The organism is Fusibacter sp. A1 (assembly GCF_004125825.1).
GTDB lineage: Bacteria > Bacillota > Clostridia > Peptostreptococcales > Acidaminobacteraceae > QQWI01.
The window spans coordinates 352,785-368,413 of the sequence record NZ_QQWI01000005.1; the positions used below are offsets into that span (position 1 = coordinate 352,785).

13 protein-coding genes are annotated in these 15,629 nt (G+C 40.5%); 4 read left to right on the forward strand and 9 right to left on the reverse strand.

The window, feature by feature from the left end:
* Nucleotides 1-9: 9 nt before the first annotated feature.
* The 4 genes from DWB64_RS09285 to DWB64_RS09300 all read right to left on the reverse strand — a co-directional run bounded on the left by DWB64_RS09285 (nt 10) and on the right by DWB64_RS09300 (nt 3,735).
* Nucleotides 10-654, reverse strand: a complete 645-nt coding sequence (locus DWB64_RS09285) for a hypothetical protein (protein ID WP_129487947.1) — start codon at nt 652-654, stop codon at nt 10-12.
* 270 nt (nt 655-924) lie between these two features.
* On the reverse strand, nt 925-1,860 hold the full coding sequence (locus DWB64_RS09290) for a hypothetical protein (RefSeq protein WP_129487948.1): 936 nt from the start codon (nt 1,858-1,860) through the stop codon (nt 925-927).
* 123 nt (nt 1,861-1,983) lie between these two features.
* Nucleotides 1,984-2,256, reverse strand: coding sequence for an ABC transporter ATP-binding protein/permease (locus DWB64_RS09295; protein WP_129487949.1), 273 nt, complete (start codon nt 2,254-2,256; stop codon nt 1,984-1,986).
* A gap of 51 nt (nt 2,257-2,307) precedes the next feature.
* Nucleotides 2,308-3,735, reverse strand: a complete 1,428-nt coding sequence (locus tag DWB64_RS09300; RefSeq protein ID WP_129487950.1) for an ABC transporter ATP-binding protein — start codon at nt 3,733-3,735, stop codon at nt 2,308-2,310.
* A gap of 304 nt (nt 3,736-4,039) precedes the next feature.
* Between DWB64_RS09300 and DWB64_RS09305 the strand changes: the two genes are divergently transcribed.
* A complete protein-coding gene (locus tag DWB64_RS09305) occupies nt 4,040-5,380 on the forward strand; it encodes an MATE family efflux transporter (protein ID WP_129487951.1) in 1,341 nt (446 codons plus the stop codon).
* A 59-nt stretch (nt 5,381-5,439) separates the two neighbouring features.
* Here the strand turns inward: DWB64_RS09305 and DWB64_RS09310 are convergent, their stop codons facing one another.
* Nucleotides 5,440-7,317 (reverse strand): hypothetical protein, encoded by a 1,878-nt coding sequence (locus tag DWB64_RS09310; protein WP_129487952.1) that lies wholly within the window; start codon nt 7,315-7,317, stop codon nt 5,440-5,442.
* Nucleotides 7,318-7,649: 332 nt separating this feature from the next.
* Between DWB64_RS09310 and DWB64_RS09315 the strand changes: the two genes are divergently transcribed.
* Nucleotides 7,650-10,154: a DUF2339 domain-containing protein gene (locus DWB64_RS09315; RefSeq protein ID WP_129487953.1), complete on the forward strand. Its 2,505-nt coding sequence runs from the start codon at nt 7,650-7,652 to the stop codon at nt 10,152-10,154.
* The gene (locus tag DWB64_RS09320) at nt 10,138-11,361 is read left to right on the forward strand and encodes a hypothetical protein (protein WP_129487954.1); all 1,224 of its coding nucleotides are present in this window, start codon (nt 10,138-10,140) and stop codon (nt 11,359-11,361) included. Before DWB64_RS09315 ends, DWB64_RS09320 begins: the two co-directional genes overlap by 17 nt.
* Nucleotides 11,362-11,450: 89 nt before the next feature.
* Here the strand turns inward: DWB64_RS09320 and DWB64_RS09325 are convergent, their stop codons facing one another.
* The 3 genes from DWB64_RS09325 to DWB64_RS09335 form a co-directional block, all read right to left on the reverse strand.
* Nucleotides 11,451-11,687, reverse strand: a complete 237-nt coding sequence (locus tag DWB64_RS09325; RefSeq protein WP_129487955.1) for a hypothetical protein — start codon at nt 11,685-11,687, stop codon at nt 11,451-11,453.
* A 57-nt stretch (nt 11,688-11,744) separates the two neighbouring features.
* Complete coding sequence (locus tag DWB64_RS09330; protein ID WP_129487956.1) at nt 11,745-12,317, reverse strand: class I SAM-dependent methyltransferase; 573 nt, start codon at nt 12,315-12,317, stop codon at nt 11,745-11,747.
* 110 nt (nt 12,318-12,427) lie between these two features.
* Nucleotides 12,428-14,038 carry a GGDEF domain-containing protein gene (locus DWB64_RS09335; RefSeq protein ID WP_164980327.1) on the reverse strand — a complete coding sequence of 537 codons (1,611 nt, stop codon included), beginning with the start codon at nt 14,036-14,038 and terminating at the stop codon, nt 12,428-12,430.
* Nucleotides 14,039-14,267: 229 nt separating this feature from the next.
* Here DWB64_RS09335 and DWB64_RS09340 point away from each other — a divergent pair, with 229 nt between their 5' ends.
* Nucleotides 14,268-14,882 (forward strand): YitT family protein, encoded by a 615-nt coding sequence (locus tag DWB64_RS09340; protein WP_243118967.1) that lies wholly within the window; start codon nt 14,268-14,270, stop codon nt 14,880-14,882.
* Nucleotides 14,883-15,050: 168 nt separating this feature from the next.
* Here the strand turns inward: DWB64_RS09340 and DWB64_RS19240 are convergent.
* The coding region (locus DWB64_RS19240; RefSeq protein WP_206736660.1) for a hypothetical protein at nt 15,051-15,629 on the reverse strand (579 nt) is incomplete at its 5' end.

Here is a 15,629-nt window from a genome sequence, read left to right on the forward strand (position 1 = left end):
CTCCATAAGTTAAATAGTGTTGCCATCGTTCATCAGTGGTGTGGTGATAAAGTACACATCGTCCACCTTATCCTTGCTAAATACAAATACGGTCTCACCTTTTTTATAAACAAGATGTTTGTCGGCTGTGGTGACATTAATGACAATCGATACTCCGTCCTGCATGATCTCTGCCTGTCCGAGCCGTCCATATTCCACATCGCTTTTCAAAGTGCATCTTTTGTAAAGCACCCTATGGGCAATGTCTTCCTCATTTTTCCTTTCAAAAAAAAGCTTTCTTATCGGAATAAGCTCAAGTTTCGTTATGTAAAGGCTCAAAAAAAATGCCGGTATCAAAAGCACCGCGCTGATCAGACCGCCCGCTTGAATCGGAAGGACATACAAGAGCATGCTTGATATCCAGAAGTTCAGAAAAATCATACTGAGTACCAGGGCGAATGGGATATCACCGCTGTTAACAAGCACCGCGATACCGCTAAGCGGTCCTGACGCATCAGCACCTTCCACATCGAGATCGACATCAAACAAATCAAAATCCAGAAAGCCTGTGATAGCCACCAACCAATATAGCTGCATCAAAATCAGCAGTGCGGTAGGTATGACATTTATTCCTGTAAAAGCAAATCTTATTAATTCCGTAACAATCACCTCCATCGTACAATCATCGTAAGAACAGGTAACGACTAGGCCTAGAGTATCAGGCTTTAGCATTACTTCCTAAGTATACACAAATCACCGGATTATATAAGGATTCCACCTGCGATTTAAGGTTAATTTAAGGTTGTTGGTCCTTACGAGTCCTGAAGGACACACGCGCTACAAGCAAGAAAAAACAGACTACTTTACTAGTCTGTTCCTTGCTGTACATGGTTATTCATGATTATCGTCTAGACAAGCCCTTAGCAACCCAAGTCACAACTATCGTCATAGACTTTCAAAATCGGTTTCTATGATCCTTTGGTATTCCTTTTTATCGTATCGCTTTAAAACCTTGAGCGCCCTAAGTGTATTGAACCTGCCTGCCCTTGAATCTTCAAGCCTAAAGTGCAGTTCTCCCCCATATTGAGAGCCTTTTGGCATAAAGCCTTTTCGCATGTTCTTTTTGATCAGATCAAGCCCCTCTTTCATGCGTTCATCATAATGCCTCTTCACCGATGCGAAATATTCGAGCGCGCGTAGATAGTCGTACTTCCATCTTGGCGGGTAATGTGCCCTCAGAAAATCCTTCTTGATGACTTCTCCAGTACTTACCGTATGGAATAGCCTTCTTTCAAGCAGGTATTCCTCGCCTTCGTATGATTTTTCCTGCATTTCCTCCGACCTGTATCCGTCACCCCATGTTCCATAGTCTCTAAAGGCCTCAAGTACTGTCAAGGTCGTATGGATGGATCCCCTTGTGGAAAGGTGCTTCTTATAATTCCACTCGCAGTTCCAACCCCCATCCTCCATCTGGTGATCTAAGAGTTCATCGACCATTTCGTGAGTCCGTACCTCAGTGAATCTTCCATAAGCTGCCAGACTCAGCACCATAGCAACCACACAAAGATCAGGCCGCTTCCACATGGACTTGTAGTCTTGTGAACGCCACAACTGATCCACTAGCTTCACCATCGCCTTTTGATAATAGGGGTGCTGAAAATCGATTTCCATATACTTCAGTTCCCGCATCGTATAGTGGGTTGAGATCCATTTGGGGCTGTATATGCCCTTTCCCCATAATCCCGAGTCATCGTCAAAAAGATCGATGTATTTCTTGATGTAACCATCTTCTGTAGAGGGAAGTTCCACCTCTAGCAAATAGGTAGAAGTCAGTCTACGTATCACCGGATCGCCTTGCATCAACCAATCAATCACTTTCATAGGAGCCTCCATTCTTTACTGGATTCCATACCCACCTAGTGACCGGTTACACTTCTTTTTATGGTCCTTCGACACCAAACGCATAAAAATAAAACCAGGCTGCAGTTTAGCAGCCTGATTTTTTCAGATTACTTGCATTTGATCATTTAGTCCAGATAAATACGTCTTCCACATCTTACTGAAGTGCCTATCATTCGCATGAAGCTCATCAAGCGTGCCTGATTCAACGATTTGCCCTTGATCCATTACGATAATCAGATCAAACATTTCAAGTAGGTGCAGTTGATGAATCGGCGTGATGATCGTACGATCCTTGAACTCATTGAGAATCTGACTGAAGATCATTTTTTCATTCAACGCATCGACACTGCTGCTGATCTCGTCAAGCAAGAGCATTGATTTATGCCTGGCAAAGAACAAGGCTCTTGCAAGTGCTAAGCGTTGTTTTTAACCACCAGACAAATTGACGCCTTTCTCCCTGATATCGGTATCAAGTCCCTTTGGGAATCCTTTCAACACTTCTGAAAATCTTGATATGACGAGTATTTTTTCCATATACTTCTCATCGTAGTCCATACCGAATGTGATATTATACCGAATTGTATTTTCAAAAATTTCGATATCCTGAGGCGCCAGCAGACTCATTTGATTGATGCAGTGAAAGTCATTGATTTTGATGCCGTCAATGATAAGGTCTCCATTACTTGGAGTATGAAACCCTGCAAGCAAATGAATCAGCGTGCTTTTTCCAGATCCGCTACTTCCGATTATCGCCACTTTACTTCCAGTACGGAGATCCAGGTTGATGTTGCGAAGCGTACTCTCCTGATTATCATAGCTGAAGTGAAGATTCCTATTTGCAATGTGCTCCCATGACTCTACTTCTACTGAAACGCTCTTAGCAGTTAATTCGTCGGAAGTTGTGACAATCTGCGAAACTGATTGTAGTGAAGTTTTCCAATCCATCGTATCGTAGAAGGTATTTGTAATGTCAAAAAATGATGTGCTCATGGTTTTAAAGTAATTGACAATGGCGATCAGCGATCCAATGATGATCACTCCACCCGCTTCGCTAGCCGACCACAAGAAAAACAAAATGAGAACAAGTTCTGTTATGAAAGTCCCGGATGCGCTTATGAAGCAGCGCGGTTGGTTTATTTTGAATTCCCGCATTCTTTCGTGAACATAATGATTGAACTTGTGATTCAGAACCTCATTGGTCTCCTCTTTTAAATGCAGGTTGATCACAGTACGAATGTTGACGATAAAATCGAACAACTTAGCAGTATAAGCATGAGTCTCTTCGTTGATACTGTGTAGTATCGGTTGAATAAGCAAATTCATTTTGGTAACTACAACTAAGTTGACCAGAGTCAAACCGATACATATCATCGAATACTTCCACGAGTAGTTGATGAGTATGAACACCGGTCCGACCGATAATAAAAGATTTCCAAGCATTTCGTGCTGCATGAACCCATAATCCCTAAGTGAAAAGCTGGCAGTATTGATTCGATTGACAAGCTCTCCAGAATGATTGTTGGTATGCCATTGTATTGGCAAGGAATACACTCTACCATACATGTCATCTACAAAGTTCTTTTGCATCGTATATGCCACGGTTAATTCAAAATATCTTGCAGTATGATGAAAAACTTGAAAAGCCAGAAATCCTACCAGATACATGGACAGCCAAAATAGCGTTGGTCGAATATTTCCAATTCCATTTACTTGCAGCAAGTTGATCGCTTTACCAAATGAATAGGGCTGAAAAAGAACCCCTGCAAAAGACAAGCTGTGTAAAAAGTATAAAAGAACAATCTTCCAACGTTCTTTTTCCGCATAAATCCATGCTGTTTTAAAAAGATATAACATAGTTCCCTCCTAATTATCCGATTGATTGAAAATTACAGCAAACAGATAAGATAGGCGGCGGTCTAGCTACATAGGGTCAACGTCAATGTTTTGTAAACTTAGCTTTCATAGTATTTCCTCCTTTGATTAATTACAAATATTGTAACATAACTCATCTGATCCACCAATAATATTTCACTTGATTAATCTTTCATCACTTTCCTATGTTTATAAATTACGTATCACGAAATATTATGTTGTTTTATTTTACTTATTGGTTTAGAGTATATTAGAGTATATTTGTGAAAATGCAACGGAGGCGTTTATGAATAAAGCACGAATCATTTTATTAAAAAGCATTTTAATCATCGCAGCACCTGCGATTATAGAAATGAGTCTAAATACGATGTTGATGGTCGCCGATACCATCATGGTTGGTCAGTTGATCGACAAGCAGGCATTATCAGCCGTAGGAATAGCAAACTCCATCATGTTTACCATGATCTTTGTGTTTTCCTCTTTCAACACAGGAGCAATCGCCATGATTTCAAGGAGTTTTGGCGAAAAGAACATGCCAAAGGCAAAGGATGTGGCACAAACAAATTTAGCGCTTAATCTTATCATTGGTATAGCAGTGGCACTTTTGGCGTTTTTATTGAAACCAATTCTTTTTATGCCCTATCAGATCGAACCACTAGTTACATCGCATCTGCATATCTACTATGACATTGTCGTCGCCGGCATGCTCTTTCAGTTCTTGTCCTTTGCCTTCGCGTCCATCTCAAGAGGTGTGGGAGATACGAAAACACCAATGTACATTACGGGCTTTGCGGTTGTCACCAACATCATTTTAAACTACGTGCTCATCGCAGGATGGTCTGTGTTTCCTGAAATGGGCATCGCAGGTGCGGCGCTTGCCACGACGATCGCAAGGATCATGAGTTTTTCGATTTATGTTTTCATCATTTTCGGCGGCAGACATAAACTGAGTTTGTCACTAAAAAACATTCATCTAAATCGCAGCATCTTAAAACCACTATGGAAGATTTCATACCCAGGAGCGGTAGAACAGTTTCTGATGCAAACGGCATTTTTAGTCCTTGGCATCATCATCACCACATTAAGCACAGATTCAGAAGCGCTTTTTAGAATTTTATTAAATATCGAATCGACTAGTTTTATGCCCGCGGTCGGTATTTCCATCGCAGCAGCCACACTTGTCGGTCAATCTTTAGGCGAAAAAGACCCAGACAAAGCGTATGAGATCGGACTACTCTCCGGTTACATTAGCGTGATGTGGGGTGTTATCATCGGCATCATCTTCTTCGTCTTCCCAAAGAGCATCTTGGGCCTGTTCACACCAGACCAGGTGATCATTCAAATGGGCATAGTCGTAATGATGGTCTTCGCGTTCAACCAACCGCTTCTAAACTTCAATATTGCCATGTCAGGCGCGTTAAGAGGTGCTGGAGATACAAGTATCGTGATGCGTTTGACCTCGATGAGGCTATGGCTGATCTTCATACCAGGCACCTACCTTTGCGTCATGGTCTTAAAAACAGGCGTAGTCGGTCTTTGGTACGCAGAAATTCTATCATTTTTGCTCTTTAGCTTCATCATGCTTAAGCGCTTTAAAAGTAGAAAATGGGCTTATATCGAGCTTTAAAAAGGATCACATAGCTTACTAATGAAACGACCTCTTGGATTAACTCCAAGAGGTCGTTTCTAGTAAGGGCTAAAGAAGCTAAGCGATGCATCGTGTCTAAAACTAAAGTAGTCCAAATAATTCAAGTCGCTGACTCTCGTGATCACTCCGCTTTTTAAATCAATGGAATACAACCTGCCTGAATCCAAATGAAGTAGTAATCCTTGAACTTCCTGTTCGTCTTCATATAGTAGACGGAAGTGCTCAGAAGACATTCTTTTGAAGCTTTGCTGATCGATATCATATTGATAAAAACCTGACTCGTCGTCATATCGATTATAAAAAAGAGTATTTCTTATCTGCTCTAATTGATTGAATTCACCTTGTGCTATCAAACTGTAATCTCTGTCAATCAGCTGATAAAGTCCAGCTTCATCGCCCGCTGTCGCTGCAAAATCGTTTGTAGCGTTTTTTACGTGTTCAAGGCTGTTAGTTTTACCTTTTAAGGTTACCTCTTCATCAACACCTATCACCATATCGTTGTTCCACGTAGTATGTTGAGCAGGCAGTTCCCAGTCAGGATAGGTCTGGTGGCCCTTGATATCAGATATGACATAACTTATCACTGCAAAGGAATCATCCAGCAATAGTAAGATATCAAAATCACCAATCAGGTATTCCGCTTTATAGCCTTGATATAGCTCATCATATTCAAGAATTGATAGCTTCATAGGTTTTCCTAAAACAGCTTCCACTTCACCAAGTTTCATTCCCTTTCGAACGCCGAACAGCGGTTCATCTCCCCGATAGAACAAGGTGATAATTATCGAATCCTGCTCATCTATTTCACGATTGAACTCCGAAAGGAATGAGAATGAACCGATGATACCGTAGTGGGCTCCCCAAAAGAAATCAAACGATACTTGATCATGTTCTACATTCAAAGCCTCTTCCAATTCCCTTACGGTCATTCCCAGTCCGATTTCTACATTTGAGATGTCATCAAAGTACTTGCCAAGTGATAGATAATTACCGCTATCCATACCCACCACCTGTAGGTCCTCATTCAATGTAACTCTTCTGATTTTGTTACCGCTTCTGAAGCTCAGTTGATTTTCACTATAAATCACAGGTTCAAATTTCATTCCATAGTGACGATCAACCATCAATAGCCTATTAGTGATCAAATTCCAGGCATAAAGATTGATTGTATAAGGTTGCTTTAAAAAGTGCTCGTAGTCATCAACATCACTGAACTGAGGATAACTCGAATAGACTATCCAGTTGGATTCTGCATTAAACACAACTTCAGATCCAAACTGATCAGGTATGCTTATCAAACTGATACTTTGTTCCTCAATATCTAAAATCGCCACCTTATCCCATTGGTATACGTTCATCGGGTGCCGATCGGGTACGCAGGTAAGCCTACCGCCCTCATCATTGACATAAAAATCAGAATAACTTCCAAAGGATTCGATATTGAACTGTGTCGTATCGTATTTGTCATAATCAAAGTCACTTGATGTCAAGTCGACGACATAGATTTCTTGATCAAAGACAACAACCATTACTGACTCGTTTTTGTTTACGCTAAAATCGAAAAAATTATCATTCCTCTTGCTGAACACCTCAAGAGGTTTTTCTGACCTTGTAGTCTTCCATATGACACAACTGTTGTCATGCTTCAACTTAATATATTTTGTTCCATTATGCATATCTAGTATATCGTTTGTGTAAGCCAGATAGCCGTCACTGTAACGATGCGCTGACTTTTCTGATAGGTTCTCAGCCTCTACCTTGTTCAGGCTCTCTTCAAGTTCAAGGATCCTTTGCTTTAGCTCGGTGCTTGTCTGTTTGTACAGTCGTGAGTCCTGATACAGACTGAATGATAAATAGGATGTCACTACCGATAGTAGGCATAATAACAACACAACCAATCTTACGTTCTTGCTCATTTAAACCTCCATATCAAAAGTAAAACACACGGTTATCGACCGCATGATCTTAAGACGTCCTGCTGTCTCTAAACACAACCCCTCTCAGACTTTCCATTACAATTTTACTAAATTAATGCATTCCTTAGTGCGTTTTAAGAAAAACGTAATATAAGAACATAAGCGGTTTCCTCACTCGACTATCTCAGACATTCGTTCAAATCCGATATAAATCCTGCATTTATTTGCTTACGCACTAAAATTAATACCACAACGTGGTAATATTTTACTATAATTGCTTTAAGGACATAATCAAACAGGAACTATTGTTACTATAAGAATCGGAGACGAACATGAAAAACAAGACTGTTCAAACCTATGATGAGGTTCTAAAACATCATCGCCAATCCTTAGCAGCACTCGAAGAAAAGCTTCAATCACTCGGCATAGAACAAGTGGCTAAGGAGAATGAGGAATTAAAGGACATGAAGGAGGAGTTGGATGAAAAGTTCAAGTCCCTGTCTAAAGAATACAATGAGTTGAAAAAGGATTATACGGACCTTAAAGTGGGGTTTATGAGTCATCTAGCTTCTGAAAAAATGGTCCATATCACCCACTCAAAATCCAGAATGGATCTACTCTTCAAGCAAGCGGAAGACCGTGTCTATAACCATCTTGAAAAGATTACTATTGAAATGGAAAGCCATATCGATGCTTATACGCAAAAGGCTGAAATCTTAACTGAATCCTTAAAGGAAAAGTACCAAAATGAATTGAATGCGATAAAGGATCACCTAAAACCTGATGTGCTTGCTGCTAGAGCAGAACTTGACAGACTTTTGCAGCTTGAAAAAGCATCTATGGAAGCCTATGATAATCAAGAACTGCAAGCCGTTACAGAGGCGATGCTTATAAAGGAATCCAAACCTTCAGTTCTCGAATTCAAATGGGGCCTTTCTATTGTAAATAAGATCGGCGCGCTGCTTATCGTGCTGGCGGTCGTACTTGCAGGACAATACACCTATTCCAACTTCTTTAATGATATTGCAAAAGGGATCACTTTTTATAGTATCGGAATTGTCATGATCGTCATCGGTGAGCTATTTAGCCGAAAAAAATATAAGGCCCTTTCCATGTCATTGCTGGGAGGCGGTATCGGTATCTTATATGCGTCCACCTTTATCAGCACGTTCTACCTAAACATATTGGACTTGTGGCCGGCACTAGGTATCGCTGTTGTCATCGCGATTTGCTCGATTGTTCTTTCATGGCAACATAAATCGCAAACGCTGGCTGCCATCTCGTTGATTGGCGGTTACTTGCCTGTGTTCGCCTATGTGGTAGTAGAAGGAATAGATACCCTACCTGTACTTGGAGCTGTCACTTATCTAATGGTTCTTAACTTTGTAATCCTTGCAATGTCACTGCGCCACGACTGGAAACTGTCTATCATCATCGGTTTCGCATTCAATCTGATCTGTGTGGATGCGCTGGTCATGCTGATGGATGCCGTCTACCTGCAGCTAGCCGTCCTTGCAATCAACTTTTTGACCTATTTTGAAGTAATCACTTACCGTATGTTAAACAAGACGATCAGGATTGCGGTAGAAGATACTTTGATCACACTGTTTAACACCATCGGCCATATTTCCATGATCTATCTTGTACTGAACATCGATAAGGAATTTGCCTATAATGGAGTCATCGCCATCATCTTCGGTACCTTATATCTAGCTATCGGTATTGTCGCACAAAAAAGAAGGATAGAACCTAAACAGTTGGAACTCTATTACTTGATTTCTGCGGTTTTCGGTGTGCTTGTCGTCCCATTACAACTCGAGTTGGAGTGGTGGTTTATCGCATGGCTGCTTCAGTCGGTCGCCTTTCTTGCAGTCGGTAGACGCAACGGGATAGCAAGTATTCAAGTCGGTGGAATAGTCTTATTGATTATTTCGCATTACATGTTCTACCTAGACAACTTTGACGTATTGATGCCGCTGTCTGACTTCACTTGGAGCGGTGATCTCAATTACCTGGCACTTATTTTAGGTGAGCTCTCGGTCTTCTACCTATACAGGGATGAAAGCAAACTGAACAGCGCGTTTTCAAGCATCAACAGATTCTTCAGATACTTTGTGCTCGCCCATATCATCTATTTTGTTACGATAGAACTTATGAAGACTGTGAACAGCCTATCGGGTGATCTTTACATGGTCGAGTCCGTCGTACTCTTCATGACCTCCGGTATCTTGATGGTTAAGATGCTCAAGTACTTTGATCTTGATAAGTATATCCATATGGACATGTTTAAAAAAGCCGCCTATTCGCTAATAGCAATCACAGCCCTTATCAGTAACTTTGAACCTGCAATGCCCGTGGGCATAAGATGGAGCATCGATATCCTTGCACTCATCCTGCTCAACTACTTCATCATTCGGGTGATGGTCATGTGGTTTAAAGACGATAGGATCGGCACTCGCATTCCGACAGGTGTGAGCAGTGTCGTCATCGGTTTATACTGCTTATTTGCCTACTATGTGAACTTCGCACAGCGGATCGATACGAATTACGATGATGTGCTGCTAAACCTCTCGCTCATCCTATTTGCTATCGCCTATGTCCTTCTCGGCTTCCTCAAATACAACAGTTCACTCAGAAAAGTAGGCTTACTACTGGCTTTAGTGACAACCGCCAAACTCCTGTTATGGGATTCCATGCACTTTGAACTTGGACAGCGCATTGTAAGCTACTTTGCTTTTGGCATTATACTAATAGCCATGTCCTATGTCTACCAAAGAATCAATGCAAAACTTGAAGAACAACTGGATGGAGGTGACGTTGATGACAAGGAAAATTAATCTGCTCCTACTGCTGTTCCTAATCGCAGGTATTACCTTCGCTGAAACTCCAATTATCTACCAAGCTTCAATAGAAGTGTTGACTCCACAAGAGTTCAACTGCTTTGCCATCACTCCGGAACTTTATCATTTGAGTAGGAATCAGCTTGGCGATATTAGAATTTTTAATCAAAGCAAGATCGAAATTCCTTATTTCATCCAAAGGCTTGAACCTAAGAAGATGAATATCATATCAGAAAGCACTTTGACACCTATCGGTGCTAGACGAGAAAAAGATAGAGATGTATACGACTTTAAGACCGCATCGACAGAAGATCAAGATATCTTCCTAAGCGCACTTGAGGTTCAGGTGAATACACCTGCCGACTATCTCTTTGAAGCTCAGATTTGGGGCAGCTATAACCAAGAGGATTTCACATGGATAACAACAGAACCCATCTACAGGGTCACAGGTGGTAAGCAGTCATTGATCACCTTCAAAAGCGAAGTCGATTATATCTACTACAGGGTAACAACCGATCAAGCCAAATCAGATCTTGTAGATATGTCAGTACAAGGTATCAGGTATACAGACAAGCTTCTTATGCCAAGTAGCTCGTCGATCATCCAAGCTGATTATCAAGTCGAAGAACAGGAAAAACAGACACAAATCACAATCACCGACTATGCGAACTTGCCGATAACCAAACTGATCCTTCACGCTGACGGAAGGTTTTTTAGAAACGTGACCGTAGACTATTACTCTTTAGATATGAAATTCAAGACCTATAGGGCCACCTTAAGCCAAACACCTGAAATGGGAAGCGGTGCAATCAAACTACCCGAAACCTTCACAGACTACCAGAAAATAGTGCTGACTATTAGCAATGGTGATAACGCACCTCTTGACTTAAGTAGCATCGACCTTGAATATACACCAGATTACTTGTATTTTGAGAATCAAACCGATGGAACGTTTCGCTTACAGCTAGGAGATGAGTCAGTTGAAGCTCCCGTATATGACATTGGCTATTTCAAAGATGAGATCAGTGCAAAGACCCAAGTGAACTCCAAAGTCGCACACGTGGAGAAAATCGATAAATCCGATGAGGAACTCCTTGATTCATCGATGAGTGACAGACTCAAACGAACCCTTCTTAACGGTGTCATTATTCTCGCAGGAGCCGTACTTATTTTCATAAGTCTCAAAGCAGTGAAAAACAAATGATTTTCACCATAAATATAAAGCGGTATCACGACTACTCGTGATACCGCTTATGATCGGTTGAATACCATATACTATAACACGGCTTGACTTTAAACCTCTGCAAAGGCAACGCGTTCTACTGACATCAGTTCAATTTCACGTCCGATCGGCAAAAAGTATCTTTCCAAAAATTCGACTTTACCGATATCCTCAATAAGCTTGAGACCATAATGGTCAAGGTACTCAGGCATCTGACTGGGATCGAGTACGTAAATCCATGCCGCCCCCATCATATTGATTTGCTTTTTAAGTGACTTATATTCAGGAAACAGCTCTGGGTTTGTCAATAAGGCTTTGAGTATGTAGGTAAAAACAATCTTGCTTCCATTTTTTGCTGACGCAACTTACTTTAAGGTATCTGAAACCGCCTCTTCGCTTATGTACTGGGTGACCGCTTCCCAGATGAAAAGTGTTTTTGAACGCTTGTCATAACCTGAATTCGAAAGCACCTCCGCTAGGCTTTGCTTGTCAAAATCAATTGAGACAAATCGAACATTATCGGGTATGCCCATTGGCAACTTCGCCATATTCTTACTAAACTTATCGATTACTTCCGCTTGATCGACATGATAATAATCAATTTCTTTCATCCTTCCGATTCTGAGGCATCTTGTATCATAACCGCCCCCCAGATTCACGATGGTTTCCATACCTTCCCCCAACGCCTTATCTATCACATCATCGATATAACGTGTTCTTGCAATAAGCCCCCCATAAACACCTGGAGCTATCTTTTCTGACAAGTCGGCCATCCAATGAAGTAGCCGTTTTGATTGCAACATACTTATGAAAGGACGATTGAAAGCAGAAATGAACTTAACGGAGTATTCATCTTCAAACAATCGTTCCTCGGGAGAAAACATATGCTCCATCGCTTTTGAAGCCGCTGTTTGGTCAGCTAAAGTGGTCTTTTTCATCTTTACCTCCTGCAACTATCGAAATAGGCTTATAGATCGCTTAAGTATCCCTATACCCATTCACAAGATGAAATCACTCAAAGCAAGCCTTGCGGTGACAAGTATTCAAATCAAGCGATGATTACCCTGTTCCTGCCCGCACTTTTAGCCTGATAAAGACACTTATCCGCTTCCTCAATATAGCGGTTCAGATTTTCATTTGCCATCCTATCTATGCAACCACCTATACTGACCGTAATGCTTCTCTGACCCTTCGGTGTATCATAGTAAAGATTAAGACTTGAGACCGATTCTTTAATCTTCAATCCAATTTCCATCGCCTCGTCTTTGTCTTTAACTTTCATATAGCATAAGAATTCCTCACCACCATACCTACCAATAAAGTAATCCTCATACTTCAGGTGTTTAAGCTGTTCAGTAATTTGCTGCAAGCATGTATCACCTTTTACATGACCCCACGTGTCATTATAGAGTTTAAAGTAATCGATATCGATAATGAACACTAAGTCCATCAGCGGTCCTTTTACGCTAGTCTTTTGAGATAACATCTGGGTAATGCCTCTTCGGTTATAGATTTGGGTCAGCTCATCAATGATACTGACTTCAATCAGTTTCTCATTTTCAAGCTTGATTTCTTGCAGCTCTTTTTTAGATTCACTTACTTCATGTTTAAGCTTCTCACTTAATAACTTGTTCTGCTCTTTTTCGTTTTTTTCTTTATAGTAACTGAATTCCACGGAGATCAACTCGAGCTTCATCGATAAATTGCTAGCTTCTATTTCTCTTTCTTTTTGATGATACAACTTAAAATAATCAAACGCCTTCTTGTAATCATCATTTGCCTCATGGTATGCGATGAGTTGCTTATAGATTTCTGAAATCTTTGAACCTAAGTTATTTTCAATCGCATAATCTAGGGCTTCCATAAGATGAGGCTTCGGATTAAGTTTCATCGCCATGTCTAGTTGTGCGAAGTCCATCAATAATTCAACCATGTAAAATCTGTTGTTCACTTTATTAAAATGCTTTAACGCTGACAAATAGTGCTCTCTTGCTTTTTCATAGTCGCCTTGCGCAAGCATCAAACGACCAAGTTTTGTCTGTACTTCGCCGTGAGTGATGATATCATTACTGCGTTTTGAATATTCCTCACAATTGATCATTTGAACTAGCGCTTTTACATACTCTTTTTGTAAATAGTAGATTTGACCGATATTCATATAGATGACAGCTATATTCATTTCTAAATGATTCTCGAATGAAATTTCTAGGGCCCTCTTGTAATAATCGAGCGCTTTTTCAAAATCTTCAGCGACTCTATGAATTTCACCGATATTGTTCAACACACTCGATTCAAGTCGCGGATCCTTTATCTTTTCGAGTATTTCTATTGCGATCATAAAATTTTCAAGAGAGCTTTTATAATCACTATAATAAAAATAGACTATCCCTATGATATTTCTTACCTTCAATATTCCACTCAAGTCATTATGACCATTAAAGATATCTAGAGCTTTAAGTGCATAGATAAGACCATTTGAATAATCCGACATCACCCTGCACGAATAGGCCATACAATAATAGGCATTCGCCTTTTCAATTTCCAAATCATTTTCGCATGCAAGAGCAAATGCTTCTTTTGCCAAACTATAGGAAGCCTGAGGATTCTCAAGCGCTTGCTTTTTTGAAATGTCCAACATCGTTTTAATCTTTGTGATCATATTGCCTCCTAATACCATTTAGTATTCATAATTGATTATATCATTAATTATGTTGTCATTGAGCGACAGACCTTAATGAAAATTAATTTAACTCAGCTTTCGTAAAAACCACTCGCAAACTGATACGAGTGGTTTTTACTTTACCCACTTAGGTGCGTATGCTAGTATTATGTTAGCAACTACAAAAATGATCACCCATAGGCTGATAGACAATAGGAGATAAAGCAAATTGAAAACACTAAAACTCATGCCTCGAATGCTATTAGGACTCTTCTTATACGCACTCGGAATTGGCATTACGATTAAAGCTCACCTAGGCGTCTCTCCATGGACGGTATTCCATCAGGGAATGAGTAATGTATTTCCGATATCCCTAGGACAGGCAGTCATTTTGACTGGACTGATTATCGTTGTTTTAAACTATCTTTTTAAAGAAAAAATCGGATTGGGAACCTTACTGAATATGTCGCTGATCGGTGTGTTCATCGACTGGCTATTCAAGTTGAATCTGATACCTAATTCAACTACTATGGTTACCGGTATTTTAATGCTTGTCAGTGGAATGTTTACCATCGCAATTGCATCCTGGCTTTACATAGGTGCAGGACTTGGCGCAGGTCCTAGAGACGGCCTCATGGTCATTCTTACTAAAAAGACCAACAAGCCGGTAGGATTAATTCGCGCACTCATTGAGTTCGCAGCACTTATGCTCGGCATACTGATGGGGGGAAAGGTTGGAATTGGTACCGCTATTCTTGTATTCGGTATCGGTCCTATCATCCAGTTGACATTCAAACTCGTTAGATTTGATGTAAAGAAAGTTGAACACCGTTATCTAGGTTAAGAGACTAAATCTCAACCGTTTAAGCTCGTAAAATCGAAATCTTGATAACAGTCAAATTTTATACAACTGTTATCAAGATTTTCTTTTTATATCAGTGACTTTATGAACACAGAATAATTCATAAAGAAAAGCAGTCTTCAGAATTTCTCTAAAGACTGCTAATTGTAACTATTTCTTTCTGAACACCCAGCCTAATGCAATTAATCCAGTACCGAATGTATAAACTCTCCAAGGTAAACTTTCACTAGTTTTAGGTAATGAACCGTTTCCTAATGGAATTTCAATATCAAGAATAATCTCTGGTTCATCTTCTACTAAATGGGAATCATTTACCGGAGGATCAATTGATCCGAGTGCTATTTCTCCATCATCAAATGTCGCAAACTCATCAAGATCAGCACTTTCACTTGAAGTTGGTTCAATGATAGATATCACATTATCTTCAATTACTGGTACTTCAGTGGTTAATGGAGTTGTCGATGTAGACTTTGTTTTCGAAGGTGATTTTGTTTTTTCTACTACCTTAGTTGTAGCTTCAGTTGATTCTGGTGCAACTGTTACAGGTGGTTGTGTTACTTCCGGAGTAGCAGTTGTTGGAGCTTGCGTTACCACTGGCGTTGCAGTCGTTGGAGCTTGCGTTACCACTGGCGTTGCAGTCGTTGGAGCTTGCGTTACCACTGGCGTTGCAGTCGTTGGAGCTTGCGTTACCACTGGCGTTGCAGTCGTTGGAGCTTGCGTTACCACTGG

What these genes read in the sequence shown, in the direction of transcription:
- DWB64_RS09300 (WP_129487950.1), bottom strand. Translation starts at nt 3,735, where the DNA reads ATGTTATATCTTTTTAAAACAGCATGGATTTATGCGGAAAAAGAACGT.
- DWB64_RS09315 (WP_129487953.1), top strand. Translation starts at nt 7,650, where the DNA reads ATGAAAAACAAGACTGTTCAAACCTATGATGAGGTTCTAAAACATCAT.
- DWB64_RS09305 (WP_129487951.1), top strand. Translation starts at nt 4,040, where the DNA reads ATGAATAAAGCACGAATCATTTTATTAAAAAGCATTTTAATCATCGCA.
- DWB64_RS09310 (WP_129487952.1), bottom strand. Translation starts at nt 7,317, where the DNA reads ATGAGCAAGAACGTAAGATTGGTTGTGTTGTTATTATGCCTACTATCG.
- DWB64_RS09285 (WP_129487947.1), bottom strand. Translation starts at nt 654, where the DNA reads ATGGAGGTGATTGTTACGGAATTAATAAGATTTGCTTTTACAGGAATA.
- DWB64_RS09330 (WP_129487956.1), bottom strand. Translation starts at nt 12,317, where the DNA reads ATGAAAAAGACCACTTTAGCTGACCAAACAGCGGCTTCAAAAGCGATG.
- DWB64_RS09295 (WP_129487949.1), bottom strand. Translation starts at nt 2,256, where the DNA reads ATGCTCTTGCTTGACGAGATCAGCAGCAGTGTCGATGCGTTGAATGAA.
- DWB64_RS09335 (WP_164980327.1), bottom strand. Translation starts at nt 14,038, where the DNA reads ATGATCACAAAGATTAAAACGATGTTGGACATTTCAAAAAAGCAAGCG.
- DWB64_RS09320 (WP_129487954.1), top strand. Translation starts at nt 10,138, where the DNA reads ATGACAAGGAAAATTAATCTGCTCCTACTGCTGTTCCTAATCGCAGGT.
- DWB64_RS09290 (WP_129487948.1), bottom strand. Translation starts at nt 1,860, where the DNA reads ATGAAAGTGATTGATTGGTTGATGCAAGGCGATCCGGTGATACGTAGA.